The 26,528-nt window shown below is 41.9% G+C and carries 23 protein-coding genes and 2 riboswitches; of the genes, 17 read left to right on the top strand and 6 right to left on the bottom strand.

Going from position 1 to position 26,528, the window contains the following annotated elements:
- Nucleotides 1-1,101: 1,101 nt before the first annotated feature.
- Nucleotides 1,102-1,207: riboswitch (TPP riboswitch) on the top strand.
- A gap of 79 nt (nt 1,208-1,286) precedes the next feature.
- From QWT69_RS12270 to QWT69_RS12240, 7 genes are all read left to right on the top strand, one after another.
- Entirely contained in the window at nt 1,287-1,868 is a 582-nt protein-coding gene (locus QWT69_RS12270; protein ID WP_317966049.1) for a YkoF family thiamine/hydroxymethylpyrimidine-binding protein, read from the top strand.
- Between the two features lie 4 nt (nt 1,869-1,872).
- Nucleotides 1,873-2,451 (top strand): ECF transporter S component, encoded by a 579-nt coding sequence (locus QWT69_RS12265; protein ID WP_317971075.1) that lies wholly within the window; start codon nt 1,873-1,875, stop codon nt 2,449-2,451.
- A complete protein-coding gene (locus tag QWT69_RS12260; protein WP_431312286.1) occupies nt 2,438-3,814 on the top strand; it encodes an ABC transporter ATP-binding protein in 1,377 nt (458 codons plus the stop codon). The genes QWT69_RS12265 and QWT69_RS12260 overlap by 14 nt, the downstream gene beginning before the upstream one ends.
- Nucleotides 3,795-4,547 carry an energy-coupling factor transporter transmembrane component T family protein gene (locus QWT69_RS12255; protein ID WP_317966045.1) on the top strand — a complete coding sequence of 251 codons (753 nt, stop codon included), beginning with the start codon at nt 3,795-3,797 and terminating at the stop codon, nt 4,545-4,547. The genes QWT69_RS12260 and QWT69_RS12255 overlap by 20 nt, the downstream gene beginning before the upstream one ends.
- Before the next feature lie 142 nt (nt 4,548-4,689).
- Nucleotides 4,690-5,688: a dipeptidase gene (locus tag QWT69_RS12250; RefSeq protein ID WP_317966043.1), complete on the top strand. Its 999-nt coding sequence runs from the start codon at nt 4,690-4,692 to the stop codon at nt 5,686-5,688.
- Nucleotides 5,689-5,704: 16 nt separating this feature from the next.
- Nucleotides 5,705-6,931 carry a DUF819 family protein gene (locus QWT69_RS12245; protein ID WP_317966041.1) on the top strand — a complete coding sequence of 409 codons (1,227 nt, stop codon included), beginning with the start codon at nt 5,705-5,707 and terminating at the stop codon, nt 6,929-6,931.
- Between the two features lie 84 nt (nt 6,932-7,015).
- Nucleotides 7,016-7,552, top strand: a complete 537-nt coding sequence (locus QWT69_RS12240) for a helix-turn-helix domain-containing protein (protein ID WP_317966039.1) — start codon at nt 7,016-7,018, stop codon at nt 7,550-7,552.
- A 104-nt stretch (nt 7,553-7,656) separates the two neighbouring features.
- Here QWT69_RS12240 and QWT69_RS12235 read toward each other — a convergent pair whose 3' ends face one another.
- The 3 genes from QWT69_RS12235 to QWT69_RS12225 all read right to left on the bottom strand — a co-directional run bounded on the left by QWT69_RS12235 (nt 7,657) and on the right by QWT69_RS12225 (nt 13,099).
- A complete protein-coding gene (locus QWT69_RS12235; RefSeq protein WP_317971073.1) occupies nt 7,657-12,099 on the bottom strand; it encodes a S8 family serine peptidase in 4,443 nt (1,480 codons plus the stop codon).
- 576 nt (nt 12,100-12,675) lie between these two features.
- On the bottom strand, nt 12,676-12,876 hold the full coding sequence (locus QWT69_RS12230; protein WP_317966037.1) for a hypothetical protein: 201 nt from the start codon (nt 12,874-12,876) through the stop codon (nt 12,676-12,678).
- A gap of 103 nt (nt 12,877-12,979) precedes the next feature.
- Entirely contained in the window at nt 12,980-13,099 is a 120-nt protein-coding gene (locus QWT69_RS12225) for a hypothetical protein (RefSeq protein WP_431312285.1), read from the bottom strand.
- Between the two features lie 191 nt (nt 13,100-13,290).
- Between QWT69_RS12225 and QWT69_RS12220 the strand changes: the two genes are divergently transcribed.
- From QWT69_RS12220 to QWT69_RS12185, 8 genes are all read left to right on the top strand, one after another.
- Entirely contained in the window at nt 13,291-14,154 is an 864-nt protein-coding gene (locus QWT69_RS12220) for a 3D domain-containing protein (RefSeq protein WP_431312284.1), read from the top strand.
- A gap of 106 nt (nt 14,155-14,260) precedes the next feature.
- Nucleotides 14,261-15,109, top strand: a complete 849-nt coding sequence (locus QWT69_RS12215) for an STAS domain-containing protein (RefSeq protein ID WP_317966035.1) — start codon at nt 14,261-14,263, stop codon at nt 15,107-15,109.
- A gap of 251 nt (nt 15,110-15,360) precedes the next feature.
- The gene (locus tag QWT69_RS12210) at nt 15,361-16,194 is read left to right on the top strand and encodes a glycerophosphodiester phosphodiesterase (protein ID WP_317966033.1); all 834 of its coding nucleotides are present in this window, start codon (nt 15,361-15,363) and stop codon (nt 16,192-16,194) included.
- A 235-nt stretch (nt 16,195-16,429) separates the two neighbouring features.
- Nucleotides 16,430-17,125 (top strand): RluA family pseudouridine synthase, encoded by a 696-nt coding sequence (locus QWT69_RS12205; RefSeq protein WP_317966031.1) that lies wholly within the window; start codon nt 16,430-16,432, stop codon nt 17,123-17,125.
- 84 nt (nt 17,126-17,209) lie between these two features.
- On the top strand, nt 17,210-18,424 hold the full coding sequence (locus QWT69_RS12200; protein WP_317966029.1) for a carboxylate--amine ligase: 1,215 nt from the start codon (nt 17,210-17,212) through the stop codon (nt 18,422-18,424).
- Nucleotides 18,425-18,616: 192 nt separating this feature from the next.
- Nucleotides 18,617-18,769: a Fur-regulated basic protein FbpA gene (locus QWT69_RS12195; protein ID WP_317966027.1), complete on the top strand. Its 153-nt coding sequence runs from the start codon at nt 18,617-18,619 to the stop codon at nt 18,767-18,769.
- A gap of 24 nt (nt 18,770-18,793) precedes the next feature.
- A complete protein-coding gene (locus QWT69_RS12190; RefSeq protein ID WP_317966025.1) occupies nt 18,794-20,245 on the top strand; it encodes an amidase family protein in 1,452 nt (483 codons plus the stop codon).
- 70 nt (nt 20,246-20,315) lie between these two features.
- Nucleotides 20,316-21,479 (top strand): DEAD/DEAH box helicase, encoded by a 1,164-nt coding sequence (locus QWT69_RS12185; protein ID WP_317966023.1) that lies wholly within the window; start codon nt 20,316-20,318, stop codon nt 21,477-21,479.
- 139 nt (nt 21,480-21,618) lie between these two features.
- On the opposite strand, the gene map is transcribed toward QWT69_RS12185, so the two are convergent.
- Both map and QWT69_RS12175 read right to left on the bottom strand, forming a co-directional pair.
- Complete coding sequence (map, locus tag QWT69_RS12180; RefSeq protein WP_317966021.1) at nt 21,619-22,365, bottom strand: type I methionyl aminopeptidase; 747 nt, start codon at nt 22,363-22,365, stop codon at nt 21,619-21,621.
- 96 nt (nt 22,366-22,461) lie between these two features.
- Nucleotides 22,462-22,803, bottom strand: coding sequence for a magnetosome magnetite crystal formation protein family (locus QWT69_RS12175; protein WP_317966019.1), 342 nt, complete (start codon nt 22,801-22,803; stop codon nt 22,462-22,464).
- An 88-nt stretch (nt 22,804-22,891) separates the two neighbouring features.
- Nucleotides 22,892-22,992, top strand: a riboswitch (TPP riboswitch).
- 176 nt (nt 22,993-23,168) lie between these two features.
- On the opposite strand from QWT69_RS12175, the gene thiT reads away from it, so the two are divergent.
- Complete coding sequence (gene thiT, locus QWT69_RS12170) at nt 23,169-23,729, top strand: energy-coupled thiamine transporter ThiT (protein WP_317966017.1); 561 nt, start codon at nt 23,169-23,171, stop codon at nt 23,727-23,729.
- A gap of 99 nt (nt 23,730-23,828) precedes the next feature.
- On the opposite strand, the gene QWT69_RS12165 is transcribed toward thiT, so the two are convergent.
- Entirely contained in the window at nt 23,829-24,560 is a 732-nt protein-coding gene (locus QWT69_RS12165; RefSeq protein ID WP_317966015.1) for a tryptophan-rich sensory protein, read from the bottom strand.
- A 159-nt stretch (nt 24,561-24,719) separates the two neighbouring features.
- On the opposite strand from QWT69_RS12165, the gene QWT69_RS12160 reads away from it, so the two are divergent.
- On the top strand, nt 24,720-26,528 hold the full coding sequence (locus QWT69_RS12160; RefSeq protein ID WP_317966013.1) for a M3 family oligoendopeptidase: 1,809 nt from the start codon (nt 24,720-24,722) through the stop codon (nt 26,526-26,528).

Raw genomic sequence — 26,528 nt, 5'->3', positions numbered from 1 at the left:
TTTTAGAAAAGCAAGTAAAGACGCACAGCTCATTCAGCCTGTGCGTCTTTTTTCATACCTAATTTCTTGATGTGAATTCAGATTGCTTGTTCTGCAAATACCACCTTATATGGAATAGTGGCTAGTTCCCGTTGATCTGCGCTGCAGCCGGACGCGTTCTGGAGGGCGGGCGGTGTAACCACACCCCTTCGCTTCGATTCGACGGGTGTTTCACCTGTCAAAAGCAAAGATGTGCTCCTTCTCGCTACGCTTCACTCGCAAAAGCCGTTCTTCGTAACGTCTCTCGCTGATCCTCCCAGAGTCGCCGGCATCCACTCAAATAAACTAAGTATCCTACTATTAATATTGACCAAGAATCGCGCCCTTATGTTGTACAAAGCCTGTAGAATTACAAGACATAGTATAGTCTTGCAAACGTTGATTTCTGTTCCAGCCTTACGCTTTCCGGAGGGCGTGGCTTGAGCCGCTTCCTTCGCTTCGCTACGTCCAGGGTCTCAAGGCACACGCTAATCCTCCCGGAGTCGAAGGCTTGCACTCCAATCAACTAAAAGTGTAGTACTAAACAATCGCACCCGTTTGAAGTACAACACCTCTACGGCAAATCTACTCATTTATCTAATAACTATTATTTAAAATTTTTATTAACGAACTAACAGCGAACACGATAAATGCCATTTGAGTTATGACATAGAAGAAGAGTTCGACTTTAGTCAGCTTCCTTTTCTTCTTGATTTTTTTGAAATGAAAATAGTAATAAAGTGCACATAAGATTAAGACTGCACCTGAGAACTGGTAAACGCTCTCCAGCATTTCCTCCAAGTAAACCCTCCTCTTTTATTTGGCCCGTTTATTGAATACACCATTTACTTATATTTTATAATAGCACAAACTACCTTTCTTATTTCGAAGTATTCACATATTTGGGTGGGAAAAGTTGCGGTAACGAGTGTATTGAACGGATTAACTTATCCGTGAAGGAATCTATATCAAAAGTATGAGTTTGTAAGAATTCATTTACAAAGAAAAAATCATCGGCTATACTGAGCTCAACATAAGAAATGACGATTGAGTGGGTGACCGCTCAATCTAACTGCATACCGTTTTCTACACTGGGGGTGCCTATACTGGCTGAGATGAGAGCAATTGCTCCGATCCCTTATAACCCGATCAAGATAATGCTTGCGTGGGGAAGTGTAGTCACTTTCCGAGTGTTTTCATATTGGAAAAGTCACTACATCTTCCGGGATGTAGTTTTTTTATGGAAAAAATCTCAGGAGGTTTGACAGATGGAATGTGGAGTAAGCCCGATCATCGGATTTCGTTTTTCGTTATATCCGATGGCAGATGATTTTGTGAAAGTGATTAAGACAGCACTAGGAGAAACGGATACATCGAATGTGTGGATGCATACCGACGATGTATCGACTGTGATCCGTGGAAAACAAATCCATGTTTTTAACGTGGCGAAAGCGATTGCGTTAAGTGCGGCTAAAACAGGAAAGCATATTGCATTATCCGGAACGTTTTCAGCAGGTTGCCCCGGTGATACAGCAGGTGATGCCTATTTGGATAAAAGCGATGAAGTTGCGAATATAGATGGCACGAAACAATATGTGTCATCACAATTTGCGCTTTATCCGATGAACAATCCATCGTATATGGATATCATTTACCGAGAAGTGAACAGAGCGAAAGAAGAGGGTGTCTTCAATGATACCATGCAATATGCAAGTGGCATCCATGGCGATATCCATGACGTCTTTGCATTCTACGAGAAAGCGTTTTCGAACGCCAGGTCAGACAACCATAAGCATCTAGTGATGACTGTATCAATGAGTATCAATAGCCCGTCACATGGAGGTCGCTAATATGTTGAAATCTTGGAAGCTAAAAGAAGTTGTCCTTATGTCTTTATTCTCCGTCGTGTTTGGGATCATCTACTTATTGTTCCTTCATGCGGGAAATATTTGGGCAGGGTTCATTGGACCAATTGCTTATGAATGGATTTTCGGTATCTGGTTCATTGTCTCAATCATTTGTATGTATATTATTAGGAAACCTGGAGCTGCCGTCATATCGGAAACAATCGCTGCCGCGGTTGAAGTGCTACTTGGAAATGCAGTAGGTCCTCGCTTGATCCTTGCAGGCGTCATTCAAGGGTTGGGGGCAGAAGCTGCATTTGCGGCGACAGGCTATAAGAAGTTCAATATATGGGTTCTAATGCTTGCAGGGGTAGGTGCATCAATTTTTAGCTTTGTATACGGCTACTTCATGGGCGGGTTCACCGTGTTTAGTACGGGGTATGTTCTACTGATGCTAGGTCTTCGAATTATGAGTGGGTCGCTCATTGCTGGTGTTGGCGGTAAAGCGGTCGTTGATGGGTTGCTTGCGACAGGATCGCTTCGGGGGTATGCGATTACAAAGTCGGTGAAAAGTGATGCCCGTGTCTGATGTAATTCAGTTCAAAGATGTAAGTTTCCTATTTCCAGACGAGGAAAAGATGATACTTAAAAACTTATCATTCTCCGTGAAGTCTGGTGAAAAAGTGGTCATAACTGGACCGAGTGGCTGTGGAAAGACAACTTTGCTCTATTTATGCAACCGGTTATACCCTGAAAACTGTGATGGGATTTTGACAGGTTCATTAAAACTTTTTGATAAAGAGAGCACGTCGTATGCGCCGGGTGAAGTGAATCATAGGATTGCAACCGTTTTCCAAGATCCTGATGCCCAATTCTGCATGCTCACTGTTGAAGAAGAACTCGCTTTCACATTGGAGAACTTGAATATCCCGCGCGAGGAAATGGAAGGTAAGATTGTCGCTATCTTAGAGTTGACAGGGTTGACGCCTTTTCGAAATGCCATCATCCAACAACTGTCGGGTGGAGAAAAACAACGAATTGCAACAGCTTGTGCGTTACTAATGGAACCCGAAGTACTGCTCTTAGATGAACCGATTGCACATCTTGATCCGTACACAGCTAAGAAGTTCATCAGTTGGCTTGATGAACTTCAACAGAAAAGAAAGCTGACGATTGTAGCAATCGAACACCGAATCGATGTATGGGATGGATTTTTTGATCGGGAAATTATCTTGGAGAGCTCGTCTTCCGTGCGAAAAATCGAAAAGAGAACGAGTAGTAAACAAGATGTACAATCATTGCTCGTTCAGGACATCCGAAATGAAACGTATTTAAAACCAACGTCGTTTCAACTTGAAAAAGGGGAAGTCGCTGTATTGGCTGGTCCGAATGGGAGCGGTAAATCGACATTATTGAAAGCGTTATGTCAGTTAATACCTGCTAAAGGCAAAGTGACTCCGGATCGCTTAGGGTATGTACCTCAATCTCCAGAATTTCTATTCATCACGAAAACGGTGAAAGATGAAATCGCATTTGGTGGTGGACGTGAAGTGGACACATTGTTGGAACGGTTATATTTAAAAAACGTGTCGGGGGCTCATCCGTTTGCGGTGAGCCATGGTCAAAAGAGAAGAGTGGCGATAGCTGCGATGCTTGCTGACGGTCGTGAAATTATCTTAATGGACGAACCGACATCGGGGCAGGATGCTGCATCTCTTAAAGAACTCCATGAGTTGATCGATGAACGTGCCCGACATGGTACGACGTTTTTGATTGTTACACATGATATGGAGTTTGCCCATGCGGTTGCAGATTCGGTTCTGTTAATGAATAAAGGCTATTTGACGGGGAAATTTGACGCCGATAACGTTTGGGGAGATGATCAATTGCTAGTAGCCCACCACCTTCTTCAACCGAAAGGATGGGAGACACGTGAAGTCAGCTTTGCATAATATGAACCCTTCTGTAAAGTTTGTCATTATCACAATCTGCATGTTCACATTAGCATTCTTTTTCAACCCATGGACACCGCTTATAGTCTGGTTAGGTGTTCTCGTCGCGCAACTGCTATTTAGTAGGGTGAATTGGAAAGTCTGGGCGCTAGTTATGATACCTTTCGTTATTATGGCGTTCGGATACTTTTGGACAACGCTTGTTTTTGCGGAAAATCAAACAGGTCCTGTCGTATGGTCAATAGGGAATATAGAGATTAGGGAAGTACCGTTGCATCATGCATTGGCGTTGAGCTTTCGTGTCCTCGCCTTCTCAGGACTGTCCTTACTTTTCGCCTTGACGACAAAACCGGTGTCATTCATCTTGAGTCTGATGCAACAAATGAAGTTATCGCCTAAGATTGCTTATAGTATTTTGGTTGGCTATCAGTTCTTGCCAGTGCTAAAAGAAGAGTTTGTCCAAATCCAACAAGCACACCGGCTAAGAGGAGCAACGCAAAACGGCAATATTATCGTTCGGTTGCTGAATATGCGTAAAATTCTTCTGCCGATGCTGGCAGGTGCAGTAAGAAAATCGGAGAGAGCCGCTTTTGCGATGGAAGCGAGAGGGTTCACTGGTGAGAAGCGGAACAGTTTCTATCAAATCGTTAGCATCGGGAAAGTTGATGGTTATATGAGTATCATGTTTTTCTCGATACTCGTTATTAGTTGTAGTAGCGTTCTATGGTTATAATGAACAATTCTCACTTAGTTTTCTATGCTAAGTGAGGATTTTTTTATTGTTAATTGGAAAACTCTTAAAACTCTCTTGTTTTAATATACAGAATAAATTATACTATATTGTAATTCGTGATGAAAATAGGAGGTGAAAGAGAATGAGAGTCTTTGATTTGCACTCCGATTTATTTACCGACATTGCTTTCAGAAGAAGTAAAGGGGAAGTGGATGTTTTTGACCGACTGCATTATCCAAGACTAGCGAAAGGGTGGGTCGATTCTGTCATTTGTGTATTCTGGGTAGAACCGGAATTTCGGGAAAATCCGCAGGGGAGATTCAATGAACTGTTTAAATTGGTCATGGCGGATTTACTCACATCTACGCATGCTCATATATGCATATCAGCGGATGGATTTGTCGATGCCCGAAAATCAGGTAAAGTCAATATTATCCTCGGTTTAGAAGGACTGACTTTCATGGAGGACTGGGGGAAAAGCTCAATTGACGCAAATGTTGAAAGCGCTTTCGATGAGTTGCATGCGTTGAGCATCAGGCATGCAATCTATGCATGGAATGAAAATAACTTCCTTGCCAGTGGAACAGGCGCATACAACGAAACGATACATAAAGGGCTTTCTGGATACGGTAAGCAAGCGACAGCTATTGCGAATAGACATCAGTGGATTTTGGATGCGTCCCATCTAGATGAACAATCTTTCTGGGATCTTTATCATACGAGTGACCAACCAATCATTGCGTCCCATAGTAATGCGAGAGCAATCTGTGATCATGAGCGTAATCTGACGGATGAGCAGATGAAAGCCATTGCAGCGAAAGGCGGTGTGATTGGTCTAAATGCGCATCATGCGTTCATAGATAACGATCGACCTTCGGACGATCGTCTAATCGACCATGCGATTTACATGGCCAATCTCGTAGGGCCAGAGCATATCGGGTTCGGTTTTGACTTTTTGGATTTCCTGGACGCACATAATTTGGGCGCCGACTTCGATGGTGCAACTAAAGGTTTAGAGCGAGTAGAGAAGGTGCCGGCACTGCTTGAGAAAATGGGGCAAAGAGGGTTTTCGAAGGAAGATTTGGAGAAAATCAGTTTTTCCAATGCATTCAATTTTGTTAGTAAACAATTAAAGGGATGAAAATGGGGGAAGAGAAATGGAAAACACGTTAATCAAAGCAGATGATCTGATTACCTTGTGGGGAATCATTGTCGTCTGGGCGGCTGTAAGTATTTATCTGGAGCAACGTTTCACGTGGGCAAGTAAAATATCAGGTGCGATTATTGCGCTTGTTGGAGCAATTATCTTATCAAATACAGGTGTAATTCCGACTGACTCACCAGTTTATGATGCGATTTGGGCATTCATTATTCCATTAGCCATACCGTTATTGCTGTTCCATGTGAACTTTAAGAAAATCTGGCAGGAAAGTGGACGGATGCTAATTATCTTCTTAATCAGTTCGATCGGTACAGTGGCTGGAACGATTATTAGCTTCTTCTTGTTGAAAGACCATATCCCGTATTTGGATAAAATCGGTGGCATGATGAGTGCATCGTATGTAGGTGGCGGCGTCAACTTTGCGGCGATGGCCGGAAAGTTTGAGACACCGGGAGAGATGGTATCTTCTACGATTGTTGCGGATAATCTTATGATGGCTCTGTATTTTGTCGTGTTAATGACCATTCCCGCAATGTCTTTTTTCCGCAAGCGTTTCAAGCATCCGCATGTGTTGGAAGTGGAAGCTGAAAAAGGAAAGAATGAAGGAAAGACATTGGCGGAAGGATTCTGGGCTCGGAAAGAGATTTCGTTGAAAGATATGGCATTATCTGTCGGAACTGCATTTTTCCTTGTCATTATCGCTTTCAAATTGGCCGCGTTTTTGGATGGAATTATTCCTTCCGGTGAAGATGTATCCTTCTTTATTAATTTATTGAACGGACTGTTTGGTGATAAATACCTGATTCTGACAACAATTACGTTTATAGCGCTTGCGCTATTCCCGAGATACTTTGAGAGCATCAACGGAAGTCAGGAAATCGGAACATTGCTCATTTATTTGTTCTTCGTAGTTATTGGCGTACCGGCGTCCATTCCGATGATCATTCAAAATGCACCGTTACTGCTTGTATTCGTTGCAGTAATTGTTCTCGTGAATATGCTCGTTTCATTAACTGCTGGGAAGTTGTTGAAATATAATCTTGAAGAAATTCTCCTAGTAAGCAACGCCAACATCGGCGGACCAACAACAGCGGCTGCGATGGCAATTGCTAAAGGTTGGAAAAACTTAATTGGTCCAATTTTGGTTGTAGGGACATTAGGGTATATTATTGGTAACTATATCGGAACAACGTTAGGTTTGTGGTTTGCAACGATGCTTTAATTGAACGGACCTGGCGGTTATCAGACTGCCAGGTTTTCTTATGTTATGATGAAAGCAAGAATAGGTATAAACGGGGCTGGTAGTATGTTTGATGGACAGAAGATAAAGAAATTACGAACGGAACAGCGTTTATCATTGAAAGATTTATCTGACCGCTCAGGCGTCAGTGTTAGCATGATTAGTCAAATCGAACGCAGGAATACAGACCCTACATTGACGACGCTGTACAAATTATGTAAAGGGTTGGATGTTTCGATTTCTACGTTGCTTGGGACGGACGAACAGGCTTTGCAACTTGTGCGGAAGGATGAACGCAAAACGATTAATTTTCCCCAATCGAATTCGAAGTATGAGTTGTTGACGCCGATTAATGAAGGGACAATCGAAATGATTCAGATCCATCTGGAACCGGGTCAGGAAGACCAACAACTGGTCGAGCATGCGGGGGAAGAATGTGGCTATGTCCTCCAAGGTGAAATGACAATTGTGCTTGGGGACGATGAGCATATTCTTTATGAAGGTGACAGCATCCGCTTTAAAAGCATGACACCTCACCGATTTTTCAACCATACAGATGAAACGACAATCTCTGTTTGGGCGATGACGGGACGGGTGTTGTAAAATGAGTTTCTCGAAAAAAAACAGCGACCAAACCCAAGTAGTGGGGCGGTCGCTGTTTTTTAATACATATTCGATTCATTGACGAGCTTGGTTAGATGAGCGTTTTACTCAGCTGGAGCTATTTCGTCAGCCTCGATCTCTTCGATAACATCTTGCGCAGCATCGTTGTCTTCATTTGAATCGACGCTTTTCCCGATGTTGATGAAGAGCTTGCCTTCAGCCATTTTTCTAGCAGCATTGCCGAAGTTGTCAGTAGCGATCACTTCAACTCTGGCACCATCAGCTGTAACACCTAATGGAACTGTCCAGTAGCCGACGTAGTAGCCAGGTGAAACTTCGCTCATTGGAAGTTCAGTGGCATTTGTCACATCATTGCCTCCATCAACATTTGTCAATGGCATGTGAATGATATAGCTCGCTTTTAGTCCTGGTGCACTGTCAAATTCGAATTTGACCGACTTACCTGTTACGAGATTGACGTCCTGTTGTGGCGTCAAATTCGTGATTTCAGGTGCTGAATAGTTTGCAGTAATTGAGATTTTTAGTGTCTTCTTATTGCCTGCAAGATCTTTCGCAATTACTTTTACCTCATTGACGCCTGGGTCGAGAAGGATTCGTTTAGAATACGTACCATCTTCAGCTATAGAAGCTTTCTGTCCATTTACAGTGACAGAATCGAGATGTGTATCCATAACTGTTCCTTGCACTGTCACGCTCTCACGGTTCGTCTTTTCGCCGTCAATTGGATTTGTAATTGTCAATTCAGGCTTTACCGTATCGAGTACAACTGTGACTGGAGTTGACGAACCTGTTTCTCGGCCATCTAAAGTAGAGATTGCCTTAAATTCGTTGTCGCCTTCAGTTAATGTTGTATGGAATGAGAATTTCCCATCAGCAGTGACGACGACTGAGTCGACTTCTTCACCGTTATTTTGCAATGTGATTGTCGTTGTCGGTGAAGCTTTACCTTCGATGACTGCGTTTTCGTCATTCGTAAGTGTACCTGATTTCGGGGAAGTAATGACTGGTTGCGTCACCTCATAATTCACACGAGCACGAATCATATAGTTCCCTTCATCTGCAGGTGTAGGTGCCCAAGCACCGCTTACGTACTGGAAACTTCTCTTGGCGTTCGGTCCATCTTCATCAGCCGCAAGTCCAGGAGCATTCGGATTTGCGACGGATTGGATATAAACCATATAGAATTCGCCATCGACTACGATATTGTGTTCAGCCAAGTTGACGATCGTCCACTCGTCATTACGTTTTGCTTGTGCATCGAACGGACCTGCGAGTTTCTGTCCTGGTGTACCTTCAGGACCTGTCGCATCCCATACTTCAACCGCAAAAGCAGTTCCGCCTGGGACCGGCCATTCAGTATTCCAGAATCGGAATATTCCTTCAGTAACAATACCGGAAGTTTCATTTTCAGGCAGGGACATTTTTACACCCCAACCGTTACCGGCATCGTAGTATGCTCTCGCATTTTCACCTGTTCCATCGTCGTAGCCAATCTCTCCACCCGGATAAGTGAAGAACGGTTCAAGCTCAAAATCATAGGTGGCTTGTCCACCGATTGAGACTGCAGCTTCTTGACTATGGTATCCGCGTGCAACGACCTTCAACGTATAGTCACCTTCATAAGCTGTCAATGAAAAATGTCCAGAGCCGTCTGTTTCAACCGGCATAATATTGGCATCTTCCAGTAGTAGCAATGTAGCTCCTGCAATCGGTTCGCCTGTAGATTGGTCTGTCACTGTTCCGCTAAGTTCAGCTGTTGGGATTTCTTCCAACGTGAAGTTCACAGTTGTTGCCTCATCTGCATTAATCGCGACGGATTTTGCATTAGATTGGTATCCGTACGCTTCTGCTTTGGCGGTGAATGTTCCCGCAGCGTGTGTTAAAGTGTATTGCCCGTTTGCAGGGTTCGTATACACTGAGCGATTCGTTTCAAGAACACTGACCTGAGCACCTAATGGCAATAAAACAGGGCCAATATTGCCGTCTCCGACAAATGGAGGTATCGCTGTTTCTTTTTTAGGTAATACAGGTTTGATGGTTTTCGGATCGATAGGGGTTTCAAGTGCGTCTTTCCCTTTTTCGATGATGATACCTGGTTTTTTGTTCGGAATCTTGTTCCCAAGTCCGCTTTGTCCATTGTCATTCATGATTCCGAGTTTACCTTTGATCGGATTAATCGGATCAATTGATACACTATCGGTTTGTGACGTTGTACTTAATGCAACATCGTCAATATACCAGCCTTCACGCACGACGCTTCCGTCAGAGAATGCATTGAAACCGATATACACGCGTTGCCCGCTATAGTCGGATAAGTCGACTTCTGCATCGATCCATCCTTCTGAAACGCCTTGGATCATTGCAAGTTGCGTCCATTCTTCCATATCTGTTGAGATAAACACATGTCCATAATCCCAAGCTCTACCTGAAGTGGATTGCTCGAAGTTATGCCATTGCTTGAACTGCAAATACGCTTCGCCTTCAGGCAGGTCAACAGGAGGCATGACGAGTGTAGCATTCATGTTGGTTTCATAATTGCCAGATAGGTTAGTCGCATATACTTTCTCTCCTGAAGCAGCATTGCCTGGTCCAGAAGTCGGAACACCCCACTCCCAGCTGTTCTTATTTCCGAATGAAATCCATCCAACAGGAGATTGTTCAAAGTCTTCGAAGTAACCAGTAGTGATACCTTGTTTGACAAGCACTGTATACGTTTCGCTTACGACTTCGTTATTGCCGAAATCATTGATTGTCCACTTATACGTAAATCCGGTACCTGTGATGTTATCACCCTTCACCGTTACACCGAACTCGGCGGATAGATAATCTCCGGACTTTTTCGCAGCATCGATTGATTGCCATTGTCCGTTTTCATCCAAATAGTTCAATTGTACAGAAGCGATACTAACATTGTCCTTCACTTGAATTGAAAGATTGAGATCCATTCCTTCATACGTTTCAATCGGAGCGGTATGAGTAAATGTCGGCGGCTCGTTATCGTCGCCTTGTTTTGTCACTTGTCCTTCCAATTTGCCAAGTCCGCTAGCTACGGCAGAAACTGCCGCATGCGCATCTACAAGTCCGTGACCATATCCATGGTTTGGAGTTGTTGGATATTGGCTATCTGTTAAAGGTGTAGCTGTGTCAAGCAAAATCTGTTCCATATCATCGACGCTCATCGTTGCATTTACTTGACGTAGCAAAGCTGCAACACCAGAGACAGCTGGGCCTGACATGGATGTTCCATTCCAACCACCTTCATAGCCGCCGCCTGGTACGGATGAACGAATGTTTGCGCCAGGAGCTGAAATATCGGGCTTCACTGCACCGTACGGAGAAGGACCGCGAAGTGAGAAGCTCGCAACTTTGTTATTGATGTCCGTTGCACCAGTCGCAAATGATTCCGGATAGTTTGCGGGTGCAGCTACTGATCCAGGTCCACCCGGGTTGCTAATTGTCGTGTTGCCTGCAGAGAATTCAGGGAAGATTTCTGCTGCACGCCAATTGATGACGACATCTCTGTACCATTCATCGAGTCCAGCACCGCCACCCCATGAATTGTTGACGACATCCGGTGCTAAGTCTACACGTGTATTACCATTAGCATCAGTTGGTGCAAGTATCCATTGTGCAGCAGCTAACAGATCACGGTCAGTTCCTCCATTTGCCGTGAAAGCTTTGACTGCAATCCACTTGGCGCCTGGAGCAACACCAATCTGGTTGCCTCCGCCTACTTCGCTACCGACCATTGTGCCTGTAACGTGTGTGCCATGTCCTTGATCATCATAAGGAGCTGCCCTTCCAGCAGTTGCGTCAAACCAGTTGAAGTCGTGGTTTACTTCACCTGTGGAAGTGTTATAGCCTCTATACTTATGCTTGAGTGCTGGATGGTCCCATTGCACGCCAGTGTCAATACTTGCGACAACGGTTCCAGAACCATCAATCCCCATCGCCCATGCTTGAGGAGCATTGACGCGATCGATATTCCACTCAATGCTAGAAGTTTGGGATTGTGTAGAATCGACTTCTTCAACTGTAGTTTCGAACAATTGACGAGTCTCGTTTGGAAGTACTTTTTCAACTTCAGCAAAAGTAGCAACAGCTTTGGCAACGTCTTTCGTTGCTGTAACTGCCATGCCGTTGACGATATAGTAGGAAGTTAGATCCTTCGCTTTTCCTGCTTGCACTTGCTTTTCCAAATACTGCTGGACATTTTGCTGTGTTTCAAGAGCAGTTGTCCTCAATTCCGATACGACCGCGGAACGTGTCAGCATGATTGATTGTTTGCCAGATATATTCGCCTGATCCGCTTGCTGTTTTGCCTGACTAGCAACGGTCTCCGTATCTGCTTTCTCTTTAAATTTAATTAGAAACGTAACCATGCTTTCGTCATTAAAACTTTCAAGCAATTGCGTGCTCAATTTATTGAGCGCTAATTCCCCTGAATCCCGTAAAGAGTGATTCACTTTGTTGTTCAACGCTGACGTTTTTGCTGCCATCGCTGGGGTGATCAATGAAAATACCATTAGGAATGTAGCGACAATGCTGAATAGCCGTATCCTTCTTCGTCTCTTCAAATCGATTCCTCCCTTTTTTTGGTCAGAACCTCCTGAGTTGAACACAAAAAACACTGCACTCCTTTCTTCACTGTAAGTAGAGGTTGCTGATAGTGTTTGCAGGAATATCTACGCTGTCTAACTTTAATTATACATACAGTAAACTATTTAAGAAGATTGAATTGATGGACAAATTAGTATTTAATAATATATAACTAGCTTGGTTAATAAAAAAAGAGATCTTATACCTATTTTCAGTTAACTTTTTAAAAGTCAAATATTATGTATGGATACTATAGAATAAGGGTTTTACGTATTTTTATGATCAAATGAATTAGCTGAGTAGAGATTATATAATATAAAAATGAGTCGTTGAACCTAATCTTTAAGATATTATTAAAATTCTTTTTTAATAAACCATTAGTATTGGGTATTATTGAATGCGAATCGAAAGGAGATTGTTATAGGGAAGAGGTTGTGAAGAATTTTCCCAACTTCGCGAAATTGAAAAGGAGCCAGTGAGAAATAGCTGGCTCCTTTTTGTCGTTATCGAGGGTTTTTATGAATTAATTCTTTACGCAGATCTTCTTTCATGTCATCCAGATGGATCGTATCAACTGTTTGCATATCTTCATGCATGTCAAATAGGCTCATGCCGTCGGAAACGATTTTCTCGGGATGCTCTAAATATCGCAGTTCCGTATCGTCAGGCCTTCTTTTTGATTGGTTAGGCTGTTTTTTGTGCATAGTTCCTCCTCCTTTATTGTTATAGGATTCTCTATTCACCGTGATATATGTATAAGAATGATAAAAGGTCGTCCATGTGATTTGCAACATGGACGACCTTTTCTTATCGAGAAGTTCGTAACGGTGTTTTACTTTTATTTTTGTTAGAAATGAGTTTGTACACAATCGGATAAATGATTGGCGCCCACTTAATGGTTGTTTTTATAAGTTTTCTTATATTCATATGTCTACACCTCGATCTAAGTTTCCTTTAATTTTCCCGAAAACAAACAACTGTAAACATTATCGCATTCTTAGATAATGCTTAAAGAAGTATGCGATAAAATAGAAATCCTCTCTTTTTAAAAAAGTTATGTTTGATTTTACAAGGTTTTGGAAAGAACTGTGTGGAGTACAAGAGAGGAGCGTTTCTGATTGATGAAAATGAAAATGAAAATGATCATACTGACAACCATTCTGTTAGTCTCCTTTAATGGAATAATGGGATTGAACGTTGTCAGTGCCGAAGAACAGAATGATAGTAACGCAATGGATATTTATAAGATTATTTACCCTGTTGACGAAGAGAAGGAAGGAAATGCGGAAGTTATACCATTTATCGATTTGCTAGCAGGTGGTATCCCGCTTTTTTATCCGCCACTCGAATTGTCCGGCGATGTTGAACAGACGTACATTGTAACGGAAGGCGATAATTTGTATAGAATCGCTTTAAATTACGGCATCCCATTGGAATCATTGAAAGCATGGAACGGTTTGTTAAATGATTTAATCCATCCAGGTGATGAATTGGTCATTAAGGGAGGTGAAGCGACGGATGTCATTGCGACTGCGATGATGCCAGAGAAGGTCAAAGTGGCTTCTATAGTTCCTGAGCAAGAGACAAAGACTGAGGAAATAGCGAAAGTTGAAACGAAACCCGAAAAGTCAGCGGAAATTGTTTCTGAAAAACCTGTTTCAACACCAGTCGTTTCGAGTCCGCCATCTACGGGTCTCGAAATGACGGTGACAGCTACAGCTTATACCGCATATTGTAAAGGATGCTCCGGAACAACGGCTACCGGTATCGATTTGCGTTCGAATCCAGAACGCAAAGTGATTGCTGTGGATCCATCTATCATTCCGCTTGGGACAAGAGTTTGGGTGGAAGGATACGGGGAAGCCATCGCGGGAGATGTCGGTGGTGCTATTAAAGGACATAAAATCGATGTTTTCATACCTTCCTATGAAAGTGCGATGCAATGGGGAGTTAAAAAAGTAAAGATAAAAGTATTAAATTGAAACGACGAAATGATAAGTATCGGGGATCTTCTAAAGATGCCGGTACTTATCTTTTTTATGTTACAATTATAGCAAAAGCTTTCAATACGTATGCGGAGGGATCTTTATGGTTGAAATAAACCAGATGTTATTCGATTTCTTACAGGAGAATATTGATAATATTACAGAAGAATGGCTATCGTACCGTGAAGAAATTCAAGGGTCAATCTATTCTAAATCAGCAGGTGAGAAATCTGAAAAGAGCTTACGTGAACAAAATCGGTTAACAAACCTTACAATTGCAAGCAGTTTGCTAGAGGATAAAGGAATCTTTGAAGAAAACAAAAAGAACTGGGCATTGATCGTTGCGCAAAGTCGTATACATACGAGAACACCCATCTATGAAGTGCAGGAAGCATTAAGCAAAGTGCGTATGGCACACTGGAGTTTTGTTGAACAGTTTGTTGAACAGCAAGGAGAGAAAGTTCTCAGATCGGACATTTTAAAGTGGGGAATAGCAATCCATAAGGCGTTTGATGAACTTTTGGTCGAGTTCTCAAAGCGATATGATGAGCTAATGCATACTAGATTAAATGCTCAGCGTATTCTAATTGAAGAATTAAATGCACCAATTATTAAATTAAATCAAACTGTAGGTGTTTTGCCTTTAATCGGCGATATCGATACATCCAGAGTGCAGTCGATTGCCGACTATGTTCCACAGAAATGTGTTGAGCTGGACGTAAGCCATCTGTTTATCGATTTGTCAGGGGTAACTCTAATCGATACAATGGTTGCAAACCACTTGTATCAGATGACACAGATGTTGGATTTGCTCGGCATTCAATCATCATTGACTGGTATCCGTCCTGAAATTGCACAGACATCTGTCCAGCTTGGATTGGATTTCTCCAAAATCAGCACATATGGATCATTACAGCTTGCCATGCGAAAGAACTTGATTGTATTAAGCTGAATACGTAAAGTGTTGACTAGGTTTTTAAAAGTGTAAAAGTCGAAACGAGAGTATGTTAATCGTTCCGGCTTTTTTTGTCATGTGCATGAAACGGTGATTGAAAACGTAACATAAAAGACTGTAAATAGTTACTAGGAGAAAACGATTAGTATATTTTATAAAAGGGGTATTCAAGACTAGAATTCTATGTTATTATAATAAAAAGATAATTCGAATTTTTATAATTCGATGAGAGATATGGGGCGTTGAGGATGAGAAAGAGAAGGATTTTTTGGATTATCGGAATAACGTCCACCTTGCTTTTATTGGTTGGTTATAATGGACAAACGAAGAAAGTACATAACCCTAATCTACTGAGCATCGCTCATCGTGGAGCTTCAGGATTTGCACCAGAAAATACACGAGCCGCTTTTCAAAAAGGCGTTGAACTGAAAGCGGATTACTTAGAGTGCGATATCCATGTCTCTAAAGATGGTGAGCTAGTCATCATGCATGATGATAAAGTTGATCGGACGACAAATGGAAACGGTCTCATTAGTGAGTACACATTAGAAGAGCTGCGAGATTTTGATGCGGGTTCCTATCATAGTGAGGAATTTGCAGGGGAAATGATCATGACGATGAATGAGTTGCTGGAAGAATTTTATGAGCAAGTCGGCTTATTGATTGAATTAAAAAATCCTTCCTCTTATCCAGGCATCGAAGAGAAAGTTGTGGACCTATTAAAAGAGTATGAGGATCTAAGTTCAATCATTATTCAGTCATTCGATTCGGAATCGATGAAAAAGATACATAGCATGTTGCCAGACCTTGAAGTGGCCGTTCTTATACGACCAGCTGAGTCTTTATTATCTCCGAAAAAATTGGATGAACTCACTTCGTTTGCATCCTATATCAATTTCAATGTCTCATTTTTGAACAAACGTATGGTGGATAATATTCATACTCGGGACAGTAAAGTATTAGTATGGTCAAAAAAAGACAAGAAACTTGTTGCAAAAGCGCAAAAGTACGGAGTGGATGGAATTATATCTGACTTCTCTCAGTGGCCGGTTAATGAACCGGTATTGATTGTTCAAGAGTAGTGCATTATTGATGATCCGCTGTATACTTTATTATAAAATTACCTAGCCTCCCTTCATTAGGGGAGGCTATTTCTGTTATGTATACGCAACTTCACTTATATGTGCTGTATGCAATTGGAGAGAATCCAAGTCGGTAATATAGTATGATAGAAGAATTGGAGGAGATGCATAATGAAAGGCAATATAAGAATTCATGCGATTTATGTGGAAAGCTTTGTGAAGGGGGCTGTGACTCATGTCTGTTCACATTTTATATGAAGACAATCACTTGCTCGTTGTTGAGAAACCTGTCAATATTCCGGTGCAAGAAGATGAAAGTGGAGACAAGGATCTGTTAACAATGTTGAAAGAATACTTAAAAGACCGTTATCAGAAACCCGGTAATGTCTACTTGGGGCTTGTCCACCGATTGGATCGACCGGTTGGTGGTGTATTAGTATTTGCAAAGACATCAAAGGCAGCTTCACGGTTATCAGATGTTTTGAGAAAACGAGAAATGGATAGAACATACATAGCCGTTGTACGTGGTCGGTTGAACGTATCCGGAAAATTGGAGCACCATCTATGGAAAGATGGAAAGAAAAACAAAGTGCATGCCGTTGAAGCAACTTATCCTGGCGCGAAGAAAGCGGTACTTGACTATTCAACGATCGAGAGCAGAGATGGATTGAGTTTGCTGTCAGTTAAATTGCATACAGGTAGATCGCATCAGATTCGTGTTCAATTAGCTGCTTCGGATGCGCCACTTTATGGAGACCAAAAATATGGGCAGCATGTCAACAAGCCTGGTCAACAAATCGCTTTATGGGCGCATTCACTTGAATTTCCGCATCCGACGACGAAAGAGAGGATGCATTTCCGGTCGAATCCGCCTGTAGAGCATCCATGGCATCTATGGCAAAGTATTCAAAAGGAAACCGTGAACGCTTGAACAGTGAAACGTGCCAAGAGGTTTATTGACAAGAAAAAACAGGAACCCTACACTTAGATTAAGAAAAGCAAGTTGGAGGAAACTATGACAAATCATCCGTTTATCCCGATTATTGTCGGGACTGATATTAATGCGTACAATATGGCCATCTCATTTCATGAAGAATATGGAATTCATCCGATACTTGTCGGTAAAGAGCCTTTATCTTTTACATCGTTGAGTACAATTCCCGGGGCCATCGAATTGAACCCGAAACTTGGTGAGAAAGAGATATTCCCACGCTTTTTAAAAGAAGTAGCGGCTAAATATAAGACGGCAGGTAAGAAGTTGCTGCTTGTCGGTACAAACGATCTGTATGTGAGGTTGATCATCGAAAACCGTGAAGCACTACAAGACGATTTTGTGTTTAATAATATTGATGAAGAGTTAATGAATAATCTTCTATTGAAAAAGAATTTCTATGCGCTCTGTGCTGAACATGACATCGATGCACCGTCTACTTATTTTCATTCGTGTGTAGAGGATTCCGCATTCACCGATGAAGTGATGTTCCCAGTCATCATCAAACCGAGTAATGGCGTGCAGTATTATCAACATCCGTTTGAAGGAATGCAGAAAGTGTATAAAGTTCATTCCTATGAAGAAATCCAGCAAGTCATTAGCACGATAAAGAATAGTGGATATCGGGATGATTTAATCATCCAGGATTTCATACCCGGTGATGATACATATATGTGGGATTCCGTTTTCTACATTAATAGTCGCGGAAATACTGAGCTGATTACATTTGGACAAGTCGTTTTGCAGGAGCATACCGTTACAGCGATTGGGAATTATACAGCGGTCCTCACTCGATATAATGAAGAAATGATGCTGAAGCTTCAAGGCTTTTTAGAGGCACTCAATTATGTAGGCTATGCAAATTTCGATTTGAAGTATGATCATCGAGACGGAAAGTTCAAAGTGTTTGAGGTGAATATCCGACAAGGGCGCTCAAGCTACTACATTACGTCTTGTGGTCATAATCTGGCAAAGAATCTTGTAGATGATCTCATTTATAATAAACAGAAACCGCTGACACTTCTTAAAGAGGATTTCCTGTTCACGGTTGTTCCTAAAATAGTCTTGAAGAAATTTGTAGGCAATAAACAAGTGAATGAAGACGTCAGAAAGCTCCTGAAAGCGGGTAAATACGCCAACCCGCTATTCTACAAAAAGGACCGGAGCTTTAAACGAAAACTGTATCTGTTTCTGAGACAAATCAATTACTACAAGAAATACAAGAATAGCAATTGGTGAAAAAACACTCCCCTTCTGAAGCAAGTAAAGGGGAGTGTTTTTCGTTAGTGCAACAAGTGAATTTTTTGATGAGATTGTGCACCAGTTAGATGCTACATGGTGAACAGAATATTCTTTCGTCTTCCAGCCTGGTTTATATACACACCTAATGAGGAATAGATGAAGTATCAGCTAGTAGGAGGAAAGAACAGCATGAGAAAAATTGAACATCCACAATTAGATAATAAAAGATCGAAAGTTATAGATAGACTCGTCAAAGATGGGATATTCAAAATTAATGGGAAGCAACTATACGAGTTATCGTTTTATGAACTGATGAAACACTACACAGCAAAGACTAATTAAAAGCAAATGGATGGGGGAATCGGAGTGAACGAACGTTTGAAGGAGCTCCAAAGAGGCTGGTTGGAGGAAGCCACCATTCGTGACATGCAGGTAAAGATGGAGAAGGGTGAAATCAGTTCTGAGGAATTGGTCATTATGTATATAGAGACGATTGGCGAGAAGAACAGCAATATTAACGCTATACTTGAACTGAATGCGCGTGCACTGCAAATCGCGCGAGGTCTTGATGAAGAACGCCGTACTGGCAAAGTGCGGTCTTTTTTACATGGCATACCTATTCTTTTAAAAGACAATATGGATACGGCCGATAGCATGCATACCACTTGCGGGTCGGTTGCGCTGCAACATCATTATGCAGAAAATGATGCTTTTCTTGTGAAGAAATTACGCGATGCGGGTGCAGTTATTCTTGGAAAAACGAATATGACGGAATGGGCCAATTTCATGTCCGACAAAATGAAAAATGGTTGGAGCTCCAGGGGTGGTCAAGTCAATAATCCGTATGGTCTGTTTGATGTAGGGGGATCCAGTTCAGGGGCAGCTGCTGCGATTGCTGCGAATATGGGCGCGGTAGCAATCGGAACTGAGACAAGCGGCTCGATCATTAATCCGTCAGCCCAGAATTCACTTGTCGGTATTAAACCTACAGTCGGAGCGATTAGCAGGTCAGGCATCATTCCATTATCATTTACGCAAGATACACCGGGGCCGATGGCGAGATCTGTAGAGGATGCAGCACTAACATTCGGTTTGATGGTAGGTATGGATGAAACCGACCCGGCAACTCGAGGGGCCGAACGTTTTGATAATGTGGATTGGCAGTCAATTTTGGATGCGAATGCATTAAAAGGTAAGCGGATTGGTGTAGCGCGAACGATTTTTGAAAGAGAGATTTCCACTGAGCGGAAAACTCTTTTCGATGAGGCATTAAGAACGCTTGAAAATCTTGGAGCGGAAGTGATTGATCATGTCGAACTTGGCACGATGGAAAATGATTTATGTTATAACGTTCTCTTTTATGAATTCAAAGTGGCTGTAAATGAATACCTTGCAAATACCTCGCCGACGAACCCAATCCGGTCACTTGCGGATATTATCCGCTTTAATAATGAACATCCTGAGGAAACGTTGACATATGGGCAAGTGATATTGGAGAAGGTGGAGCGGACGAGTGGGATGTTAACCGAGCCTGAATATATTCATGCATTGTTAAGCAATCATCATCTAGCGGGTGAAATCGCGCTCGACAAAGCGTTCGTCGAACATAAAATAGACGCACTTATTTTCCCGCAAGATCATGGATGTAGTTTCAGTGCTGCGGCAGGGCGGCCAGCTATAACAGTACCAGCTGCCTTCTCTAGATCGGGTGAACCGTTCGGCATAACTTTTTGCGGAGAGGCTTTTTCTGAACCTGAATTAATCGGATACGCCTATGCATTTGAACAGAAAACGAAGGCTAGACGAAAGCCTTATTAATGAAAGTAGTTGAAATAAGACCCAATCAAGTCCATTATAAAAGAATGAACAGTTGAAAGCGGGGATGAGAATGTCCTTCTTGGAAAAAATGGACGATGTATTTAAGAATAAGTGGAAATTTGAAAGTGAAACACCGATTCAGGCGCAAATGATACCGGAAATGCTTAATGGCAAGGATATCGTCGCAGAATCACCGACAGGTACCGGAAAAACATTGGCTTATGTATTGCCGATCTTGCAACAGGTAGACGGTAAGAAGAAACAGACCCAAGCATTGATCGTGGCTCCATCACAAGAGTTGTCGATGCAAATCGTCAATGTCATTCGTGAATGGGTAGAGGGTACTGACATAACAGTAACTCAACTGATAGGCGGAGCAAACATGCAACGCCAGCTCGAGAAACTGAAAAAGAAGCCAACGATTGTCGTTGGGACTCCTGGGCGTCTAATAGAACTCGTAAAGTCAAAAAAGCTAAAAATGCATGAAATCCGTTACATTATTTTAGATGAAGGCGATCAGTTATTGGCAAGAGAACACCGCGTCATCGTCAAGAACTTGATCGAAGTGTCACATGAGGAACGGCAAGTTGCTGTCGTTTCAGCAACAATTACAGAAGAAATTGAACTAGTCGCAGAGAAACTCATGAATGACCCAGTCCGGTTGCAAGTATCACTTGAAGATATGCCGTCATCAGGGGAAATTGTGCACTCCTTCGTTAAAACAGAGGCAAGAGACAAAACGAATCTGCTGCGCGGACTCGCACATCTTCCATCAATTCATGCACTCGCATTCATGAATAATGTCGATCAGCTAAGAATGAAGGAAATGAAATTACAATACAATGAAGCACCTGTCGCTGTACTGTATTCATCGATGACAAAATTTGAGCGTCAGGATACGTTAGAGAAATTTCGCAAAGGAGATATCAGAATACTGATAGCTACCGATCTAGCAGCTAGAGGCCTCGATATCCAAGGACTAACGCATGTAATTCATGTCGATGTGCCTCAGACAATCGAACAATATTTACATCGTTCTGGTCGTACAGGTCGAGCAGGTAAAGATGGAGAAGTGTTGACACTGCTGTCTTATCCTGAAGAACGGACATATAAAAAGTTGTCCAAGCAATTTAAGCCTGTACAAAAAGTCTGGTATAAAGGGAAATTGACGGAAGGTAATTCGAAAACGGTTGGCGAGAAGCCGGAAACGAAAAAAAATCCGAAGAAGAAATAAAAAAAGCAAGCGCAGCCGAAAAGAATTTCGGTTGTCGCTTGCTTTTTGCTTAAAATGAAATTTCGTGTCTAGGAGTCTCTTCATGAGTCAGGGAACCAATGGGAAAAGGATAATGGCCCATCAGCTTGCCCTTTTGTTATTAAAGCTGTGTAAGTATAATTGGTTCATCTTTTGTGACGATAATCGTATGCTCAATCTGTGCGACCATCGATTTGTCAGGTGTGACAAATGTCCAACCATCACCAAGTTCAACGATATTTTCAGCTTTTTCGGAAATGAACGGTTCGACAGCTAACACCATTCCATCGACCATAAGTGTTTTATCCCACGCATCATAGTAGTTTAAGATATGTTGGGGTTCTTCATGCAAGGCAGTGCCAATTCCATGTCCTGTTAAGTTACGGATTACTTTCAGACCGTTATCGCTCGCAACACGTTCCACTGCTTTGCCAATCTGGTTCAATTTTGACCCCGCTTTGACTTTTGTCATCGCCCGGTCAAATGCCATTTTCGCTACATCGCATAATTGCTGTTTCTTTTCATCACTCGTGCCAACGACAAAAGAAATGCCGGTATCTGCAAAATAACCTTCATATGACCCCGAAACATCGATATTAACGAGATCACCATCTTTAATGACTAATGAACCTGGGATTCCATGTGCCACTTCGTGATTCACACTAATACACGTATATCCAGGGAAATCATATTGATCGATCGGTGCCGATACAGCACCATGTTCAGCGAATAATTTCCCGCCGAGTTCGTCTAGTTCTTTTGTCGTCATACCAGGAATTGTTGCGTCTTTCATTGCTTCCCGGATCTCTGCGACAATGCGTCCAATCTTTTTTAACGCTACAATTTCGTCGTTATTTTTAACAATCATTATTTACAAGCCCCTTCTCGATGCGTACTTTTCTATATAATTATATCATAATTCACCGTATGAAGAAGTGTGCTTGCTCACGTGACTCGATCATGCTCACTTTAGCACTTTAACCCCTTGATAGACGTTCCAAATGACAACAACGAGAAATAGCAGTCCGTATACGCCCATAAATAACAAAGGTGCAAACGCCCAAAAGTCAAATCCTCCAGATGCTATTGAAGTAATCCTAGTTTCAAATGAAACCATTGAGAACCAGAATAGGATAAAACCGGCGACTAGTAATACAATCGGAGCTAAATGTGAAATTAGTGATTTTTTTGCATGTCCTTTCACTTCGAAATCATCTGTAACGAAATAGACGATTGCAGGTAATAAAAGAGGAGAAAAGAATATACTGAAATAGCAAACGGCCGATAAAATTTTATTGTTAGACATAGGTACCTCCCATGGATTCGTATATATTGGTAGAATCATCTTGCTTATATGCAACTTCCCATATACAATTATAACGACAATTGAATTACACGACCACAAGGGGAGCCACTTTGGCTGAGATAGGATACAAATCCTGACCCTTTGAACCTGTAAGTTCATACTTGCGTAGGGATGTGGATGGAAACTGACAGCTATCGGTGTCTCGGTTCTATCCGGGATGTCGTTTTTTTATTTGTCTACGTATATGTGGCTCTGTTCCTTGAACATCAAAATTATGTACAAGAAGTTATTTCCATGATGGGAACTTTACAGACACACTATCTTCTTCCCGTATCCCTCCCACAGAAAAAGAGGAGGAGTTTCATTTGGATCGTAAACGTTTGCAGTTTTTATTGGAAGTTGCCATTTTAGGGGCTCTATCATTTATTCTGGATAAGCTCACACTATTTGAAATGCCTCAAGGCGGATCAATAACGCTTGTCATGTTACCGATAATTTTAATGGCTTATCGATGGGGAATTGCAGGCGGCATGCTGACTGGCTTTATCACAGGATTATTAAAAGTCGTTTCAGGCGCTTATATTCTTAACGTCTATCAGGCTGCACTTGACTATTTTGTCGCTTATACAGTCGTTGGCTTTGCTGCAGTAACAGTCGTTTGGCTGATGAACAGCAGAAAGACTAATAATAAGAAATCAATGGCAATGGCTATTGTTGTTGGAACGGTTTTCGGAGGCCTTCTTCGTTTCCTTGTCCATTATATCGGTGGAATCGTGTTCTTTGCCGATTTTGCTGGGGACCAACCGGTTTGGTTGTATTCACTTGTCTACAATGCATCCTACATGGTTCCATCGATTATTTTATGTGCCATAGTGGCGGTTATTCTGTTCACGACTGCACCCCGACTTCTTAAACGTGCGTATTGATGTCTATCATTACTAGAGTTCCCTTACAAAGGGACTTTAAACCGAACCGCAAAAAAGGAACTGAAAAAGAGCAGGGCATAAATTTTCATGCCGCTGCTCTTATTTTTCGATTCCTTTTTTCCTAAAGAAGAAAATGCATGCGACGATGAGTACGGCCAGGAAGCATGCAACTGCCGTAATGAACAATTCGTTCAATCCATTTTTAACAGCAATTCCAATAAAGGCCCAAACAAAAACAAGATTTAAGACATAATCACGATAATGATACATAAAATGCAAAGCGAACGCCGTGCATACAGTCATATACAGAACAGTCCAAGATGGATCACTCAGACCGAGTCCTGACCACTCATGGAACATGAGGCAATAGCTCGTAGTGGAAACTAAGGTAAAGGACACCCAGCCAATGAGTAGGCTAAATGGAATTCTGCCAGATAACTCGTTAAGTCGTTTAGGGAAAGTGAAATAACAGGCGAATAGAATAATGAGAAGTAGAACTTCTACAATAATCGTCCAAATATATTTCTCGAAGTGCCAAAAGAAAATCCCTATTATCGAAAGAGTGCAACTGAATATAAACAGAGATGTTATCCTGTTCAGATTTCTTGTACCCATCATTTTTGTCCTTTTATTGAAATTGACTATCCAAATGAACAAGGAAATGAAAATCACTGGCCAGATGAAAAATACATAATCCGCAGGAATGAAGGGAACGGGTAAGCGCTTGGCAATCTCCAATGTAGTCTGTTCATTCACTTCGAAGAAAAATGCTGCTATATACAATACGATGACCGCAATCAAAGAAAGGGTCATCAGGATAATTCTAGACATAATAAATCCTCCCTCAGAACAGTATACATAGGATTAGGAACCTCTGCGAAAGAAAGTATGAAGTTTCCGTCACAAATCGATTATTTCGTATACCGAAGATTCATGGTATAATAAAAAAGACTTTTATAACAATTGCTAAAATGACTAGGGGGATTTTACATGACTACTACAAAGTACTCTGAAGTATGGAACTTGGATGTGTTTTTTAAAGGCGGAAGCGAATCTGCTGAATTACGGGCTCATTTAGACGGGGTGAAAGAACAGATTTCCGAACTGGAAACTACTGTAGAAGCATTGGAGACACCGAAACAAGTCGAAGATGCTAAGAGAGTCTATGAAATGATTGAAAAGATTACTGAAACTGCTTTAAACCTGCGTGAAGCTGGCGCTACAATTGGCTGCTTCATCGCTGCAAATACGAAAGATAAAAAAGCATTGCTGCTTCAATCCGAAGTAAGCAGCATAAGTGCACGTTTCTCTACAGTTATGCTTAAACTACAGCAGACAATCACGAAAGCGGATAAAGACGTATGGGAACAACTTCTTGAAACTGATGAATTGAAGCAATTTGCATTTGTGCTCAATGAATGGCGTGAAGATGTCGAGGAGAAACTATCTGAGAAAGAAGAAAGTCTAATTACTGCGCTTAGCGTAGATGGTTATCAAAGCTGGGGACAACTATATGACCGTCTTGTAGGTGAGATTGAAATCGAAATGACAGTTGACGGTGAAACGAAAAAGCTATCTGTAGGACAGGCGAATAACTTGAGCTCGCATGAAGATCCTGCAGTACGAAAAGAAGTGTTTGAAAAGCTGGAAGAAGCATGGAAAGAAAAAGAGGAATTCTTTGCGGCAACTTTGAACCACTTGGCTGGATTCCGTCTGGCTGTATACAAAAAACGCGGATGGGATTCAGAGTCTGTGTTGAAGGAACCGCTTAAGCGCAACCGTATGAGTCAGGAAACATTAGATGCGATGTGGAGTGCAATCAGCGCTAACAAAACACCTTTTGTTGAATACTTGAACCGTAAAGCTGAAATGGTAGGCACGGACAAAATGAACTGGTACGACTTGGATGCACCTGTTTCATCTTCTACAAAAAATGTCACTTACCAGGAAGGTGCAGAATTTATCCTTGAGCATTTCGGAAAGTTCGGTCCTGAACTAGAGGCATTTTCAAGAAGAGCATTTGAAAATGAATGGATCGAAGCTGAAGATCGTCCTAACAAACGTCCCGGCGGATTTTGTACAGGTATGCCTGCATCGGAAGAGTCACGTATTTTCATGACGTTTAGTGGATCGACATCAAACGTTGCTACATTGGCACATGAACTCGGTCATGCATTCCATTCTTATGCATTACGTCCTGTACATTATTTGAATCGTCAATATGCGATGGGTGTGGCTGAAACTGCTTCTACATTCGCTGAAATGATTGTAGCAGATGCTTCTGTGAAAGCAGCCAAGTCAGAAGATGAAAAACTTGCGCTACTTGAGGATAAAATCCAGCGAAGTGTGGCATTCTTCATGAATATACATGCGCGTTTCCTATTTGAGACACGCTTTTATGAAGAGCGGAAAGAAGGAGTCGTTTCTGCATCCAGACTGAACGAGTTAATGGAAGAAGCACAAAGAGAAGCATACGGCGGAGCGCTTGAAACAGTGCAACCACATTTCTGGGCTTCCAAGTTGCATTTCTATATTACTGGTACACCATTCTACAACTTCCCGTATACTTTTGGCTATTTGTTCTCATTGAGCATTTATGCAAAAGCATTGGAAGAGGGCAAAGGCTTTGAAGAGAAATATATGGCTCTTCTTAGAGACACTGCTGTCATGTCAGTTGAAGACCTAGCGATGAAGCATCTTGGTGAAGATATTACAAAAGAGGACTTCTGGGCAAAAGGTGTTAAATTATGCATTCAAGATGTAGAAGAGTTCATGAAAATAGCTTCAGAAGAAAGGTGA

The sequence above is a fragment of the Sporosarcina oncorhynchi genome, assembly GCF_033304615.1.
In the GTDB taxonomy this organism is placed as follows: domain Bacteria; phylum Bacillota; class Bacilli; order Bacillales_A; family Planococcaceae; genus Sporosarcina; species Sporosarcina oncorhynchi.
The sequence above is the reverse complement of the archived record's forward strand: the minus strand, read 5'-3'. Positions and strand labels throughout refer to the sequence as shown.

Bases quoted from the DNA above. Each gene is read 5' to 3' on its own strand.
- QWT69_RS12200 (WP_317966029.1), top strand. From the start codon at position 17,210: ATGACAAATCATCCGTTTATCCCGATTATTGTCGGGACTGATATTAAT.
- QWT69_RS12245 (WP_317966041.1), top strand. From the start codon at position 5,705: ATGGAAAACACGTTAATCAAAGCAGATGATCTGATTACCTTGTGGGGA.
- QWT69_RS12250 (WP_317966043.1), top strand. From the start codon at position 4,690: ATGAGAGTCTTTGATTTGCACTCCGATTTATTTACCGACATTGCTTTC.
- map (WP_317966021.1), bottom strand. From the start codon at position 22,365: ATGATTGTTAAAAATAACGACGAAATTGTAGCGTTAAAAAAGATTGGA.
- QWT69_RS12230 (WP_317966037.1), bottom strand. From the start codon at position 12,876: ATGCACAAAAAACAGCCTAACCAATCAAAAAGAAGGCCTGACGATACG.
- QWT69_RS12175 (WP_317966019.1), bottom strand. From the start codon at position 22,803: ATGTCTAACAATAAAATTTTATCGGCCGTTTGCTATTTCAGTATATTC.
- QWT69_RS12210 (WP_317966033.1), top strand. From the start codon at position 15,361: ATGAGAAAGAGAAGGATTTTTTGGATTATCGGAATAACGTCCACCTTG.
- QWT69_RS12215 (WP_317966035.1), top strand. From the start codon at position 14,261: ATGGTTGAAATAAACCAGATGTTATTCGATTTCTTACAGGAGAATATT.
- QWT69_RS12270 (WP_317966049.1), top strand. From the start codon at position 1,287: ATGGAATGTGGAGTAAGCCCGATCATCGGATTTCGTTTTTCGTTATAT.
- QWT69_RS12225 (WP_431312285.1), bottom strand. From the start codon at position 13,099: ATGAATATAAGAAAACTTATAAAAACAACCATTAAGTGGGCGCCAATC.
- QWT69_RS12160 (WP_317966013.1), top strand. From the start codon at position 24,720: ATGACTACTACAAAGTACTCTGAAGTATGGAACTTGGATGTGTTTTTT.
- QWT69_RS12185 (WP_317966023.1), top strand. From the start codon at position 20,316: ATGTCCTTCTTGGAAAAAATGGACGATGTATTTAAGAATAAGTGGAAA.
- QWT69_RS12235 (WP_317971073.1), bottom strand. From the start codon at position 12,099: ATGGTATTTTCATTGATCACCCCAGCGATGGCAGCAAAAACGTCAGCG.
- QWT69_RS12195 (WP_317966027.1), top strand. From the start codon at position 18,617: ATGAGAAAAATTGAACATCCACAATTAGATAATAAAAGATCGAAAGTT.
- QWT69_RS12165 (WP_317966015.1), bottom strand. From the start codon at position 24,560: ATGTCTAGAATTATCCTGATGACCCTTTCTTTGATTGCGGTCATCGTA.
- QWT69_RS12260 (WP_431312286.1), top strand. From the start codon at position 2,438: ATGCCCGTGTCTGATGTAATTCAGTTCAAAGATGTAAGTTTCCTATTT.
- QWT69_RS12205 (WP_317966031.1), top strand. From the start codon at position 16,430: ATGTCTGTTCACATTTTATATGAAGACAATCACTTGCTCGTTGTTGAG.
- QWT69_RS12240 (WP_317966039.1), top strand. From the start codon at position 7,016: ATGTTTGATGGACAGAAGATAAAGAAATTACGAACGGAACAGCGTTTA.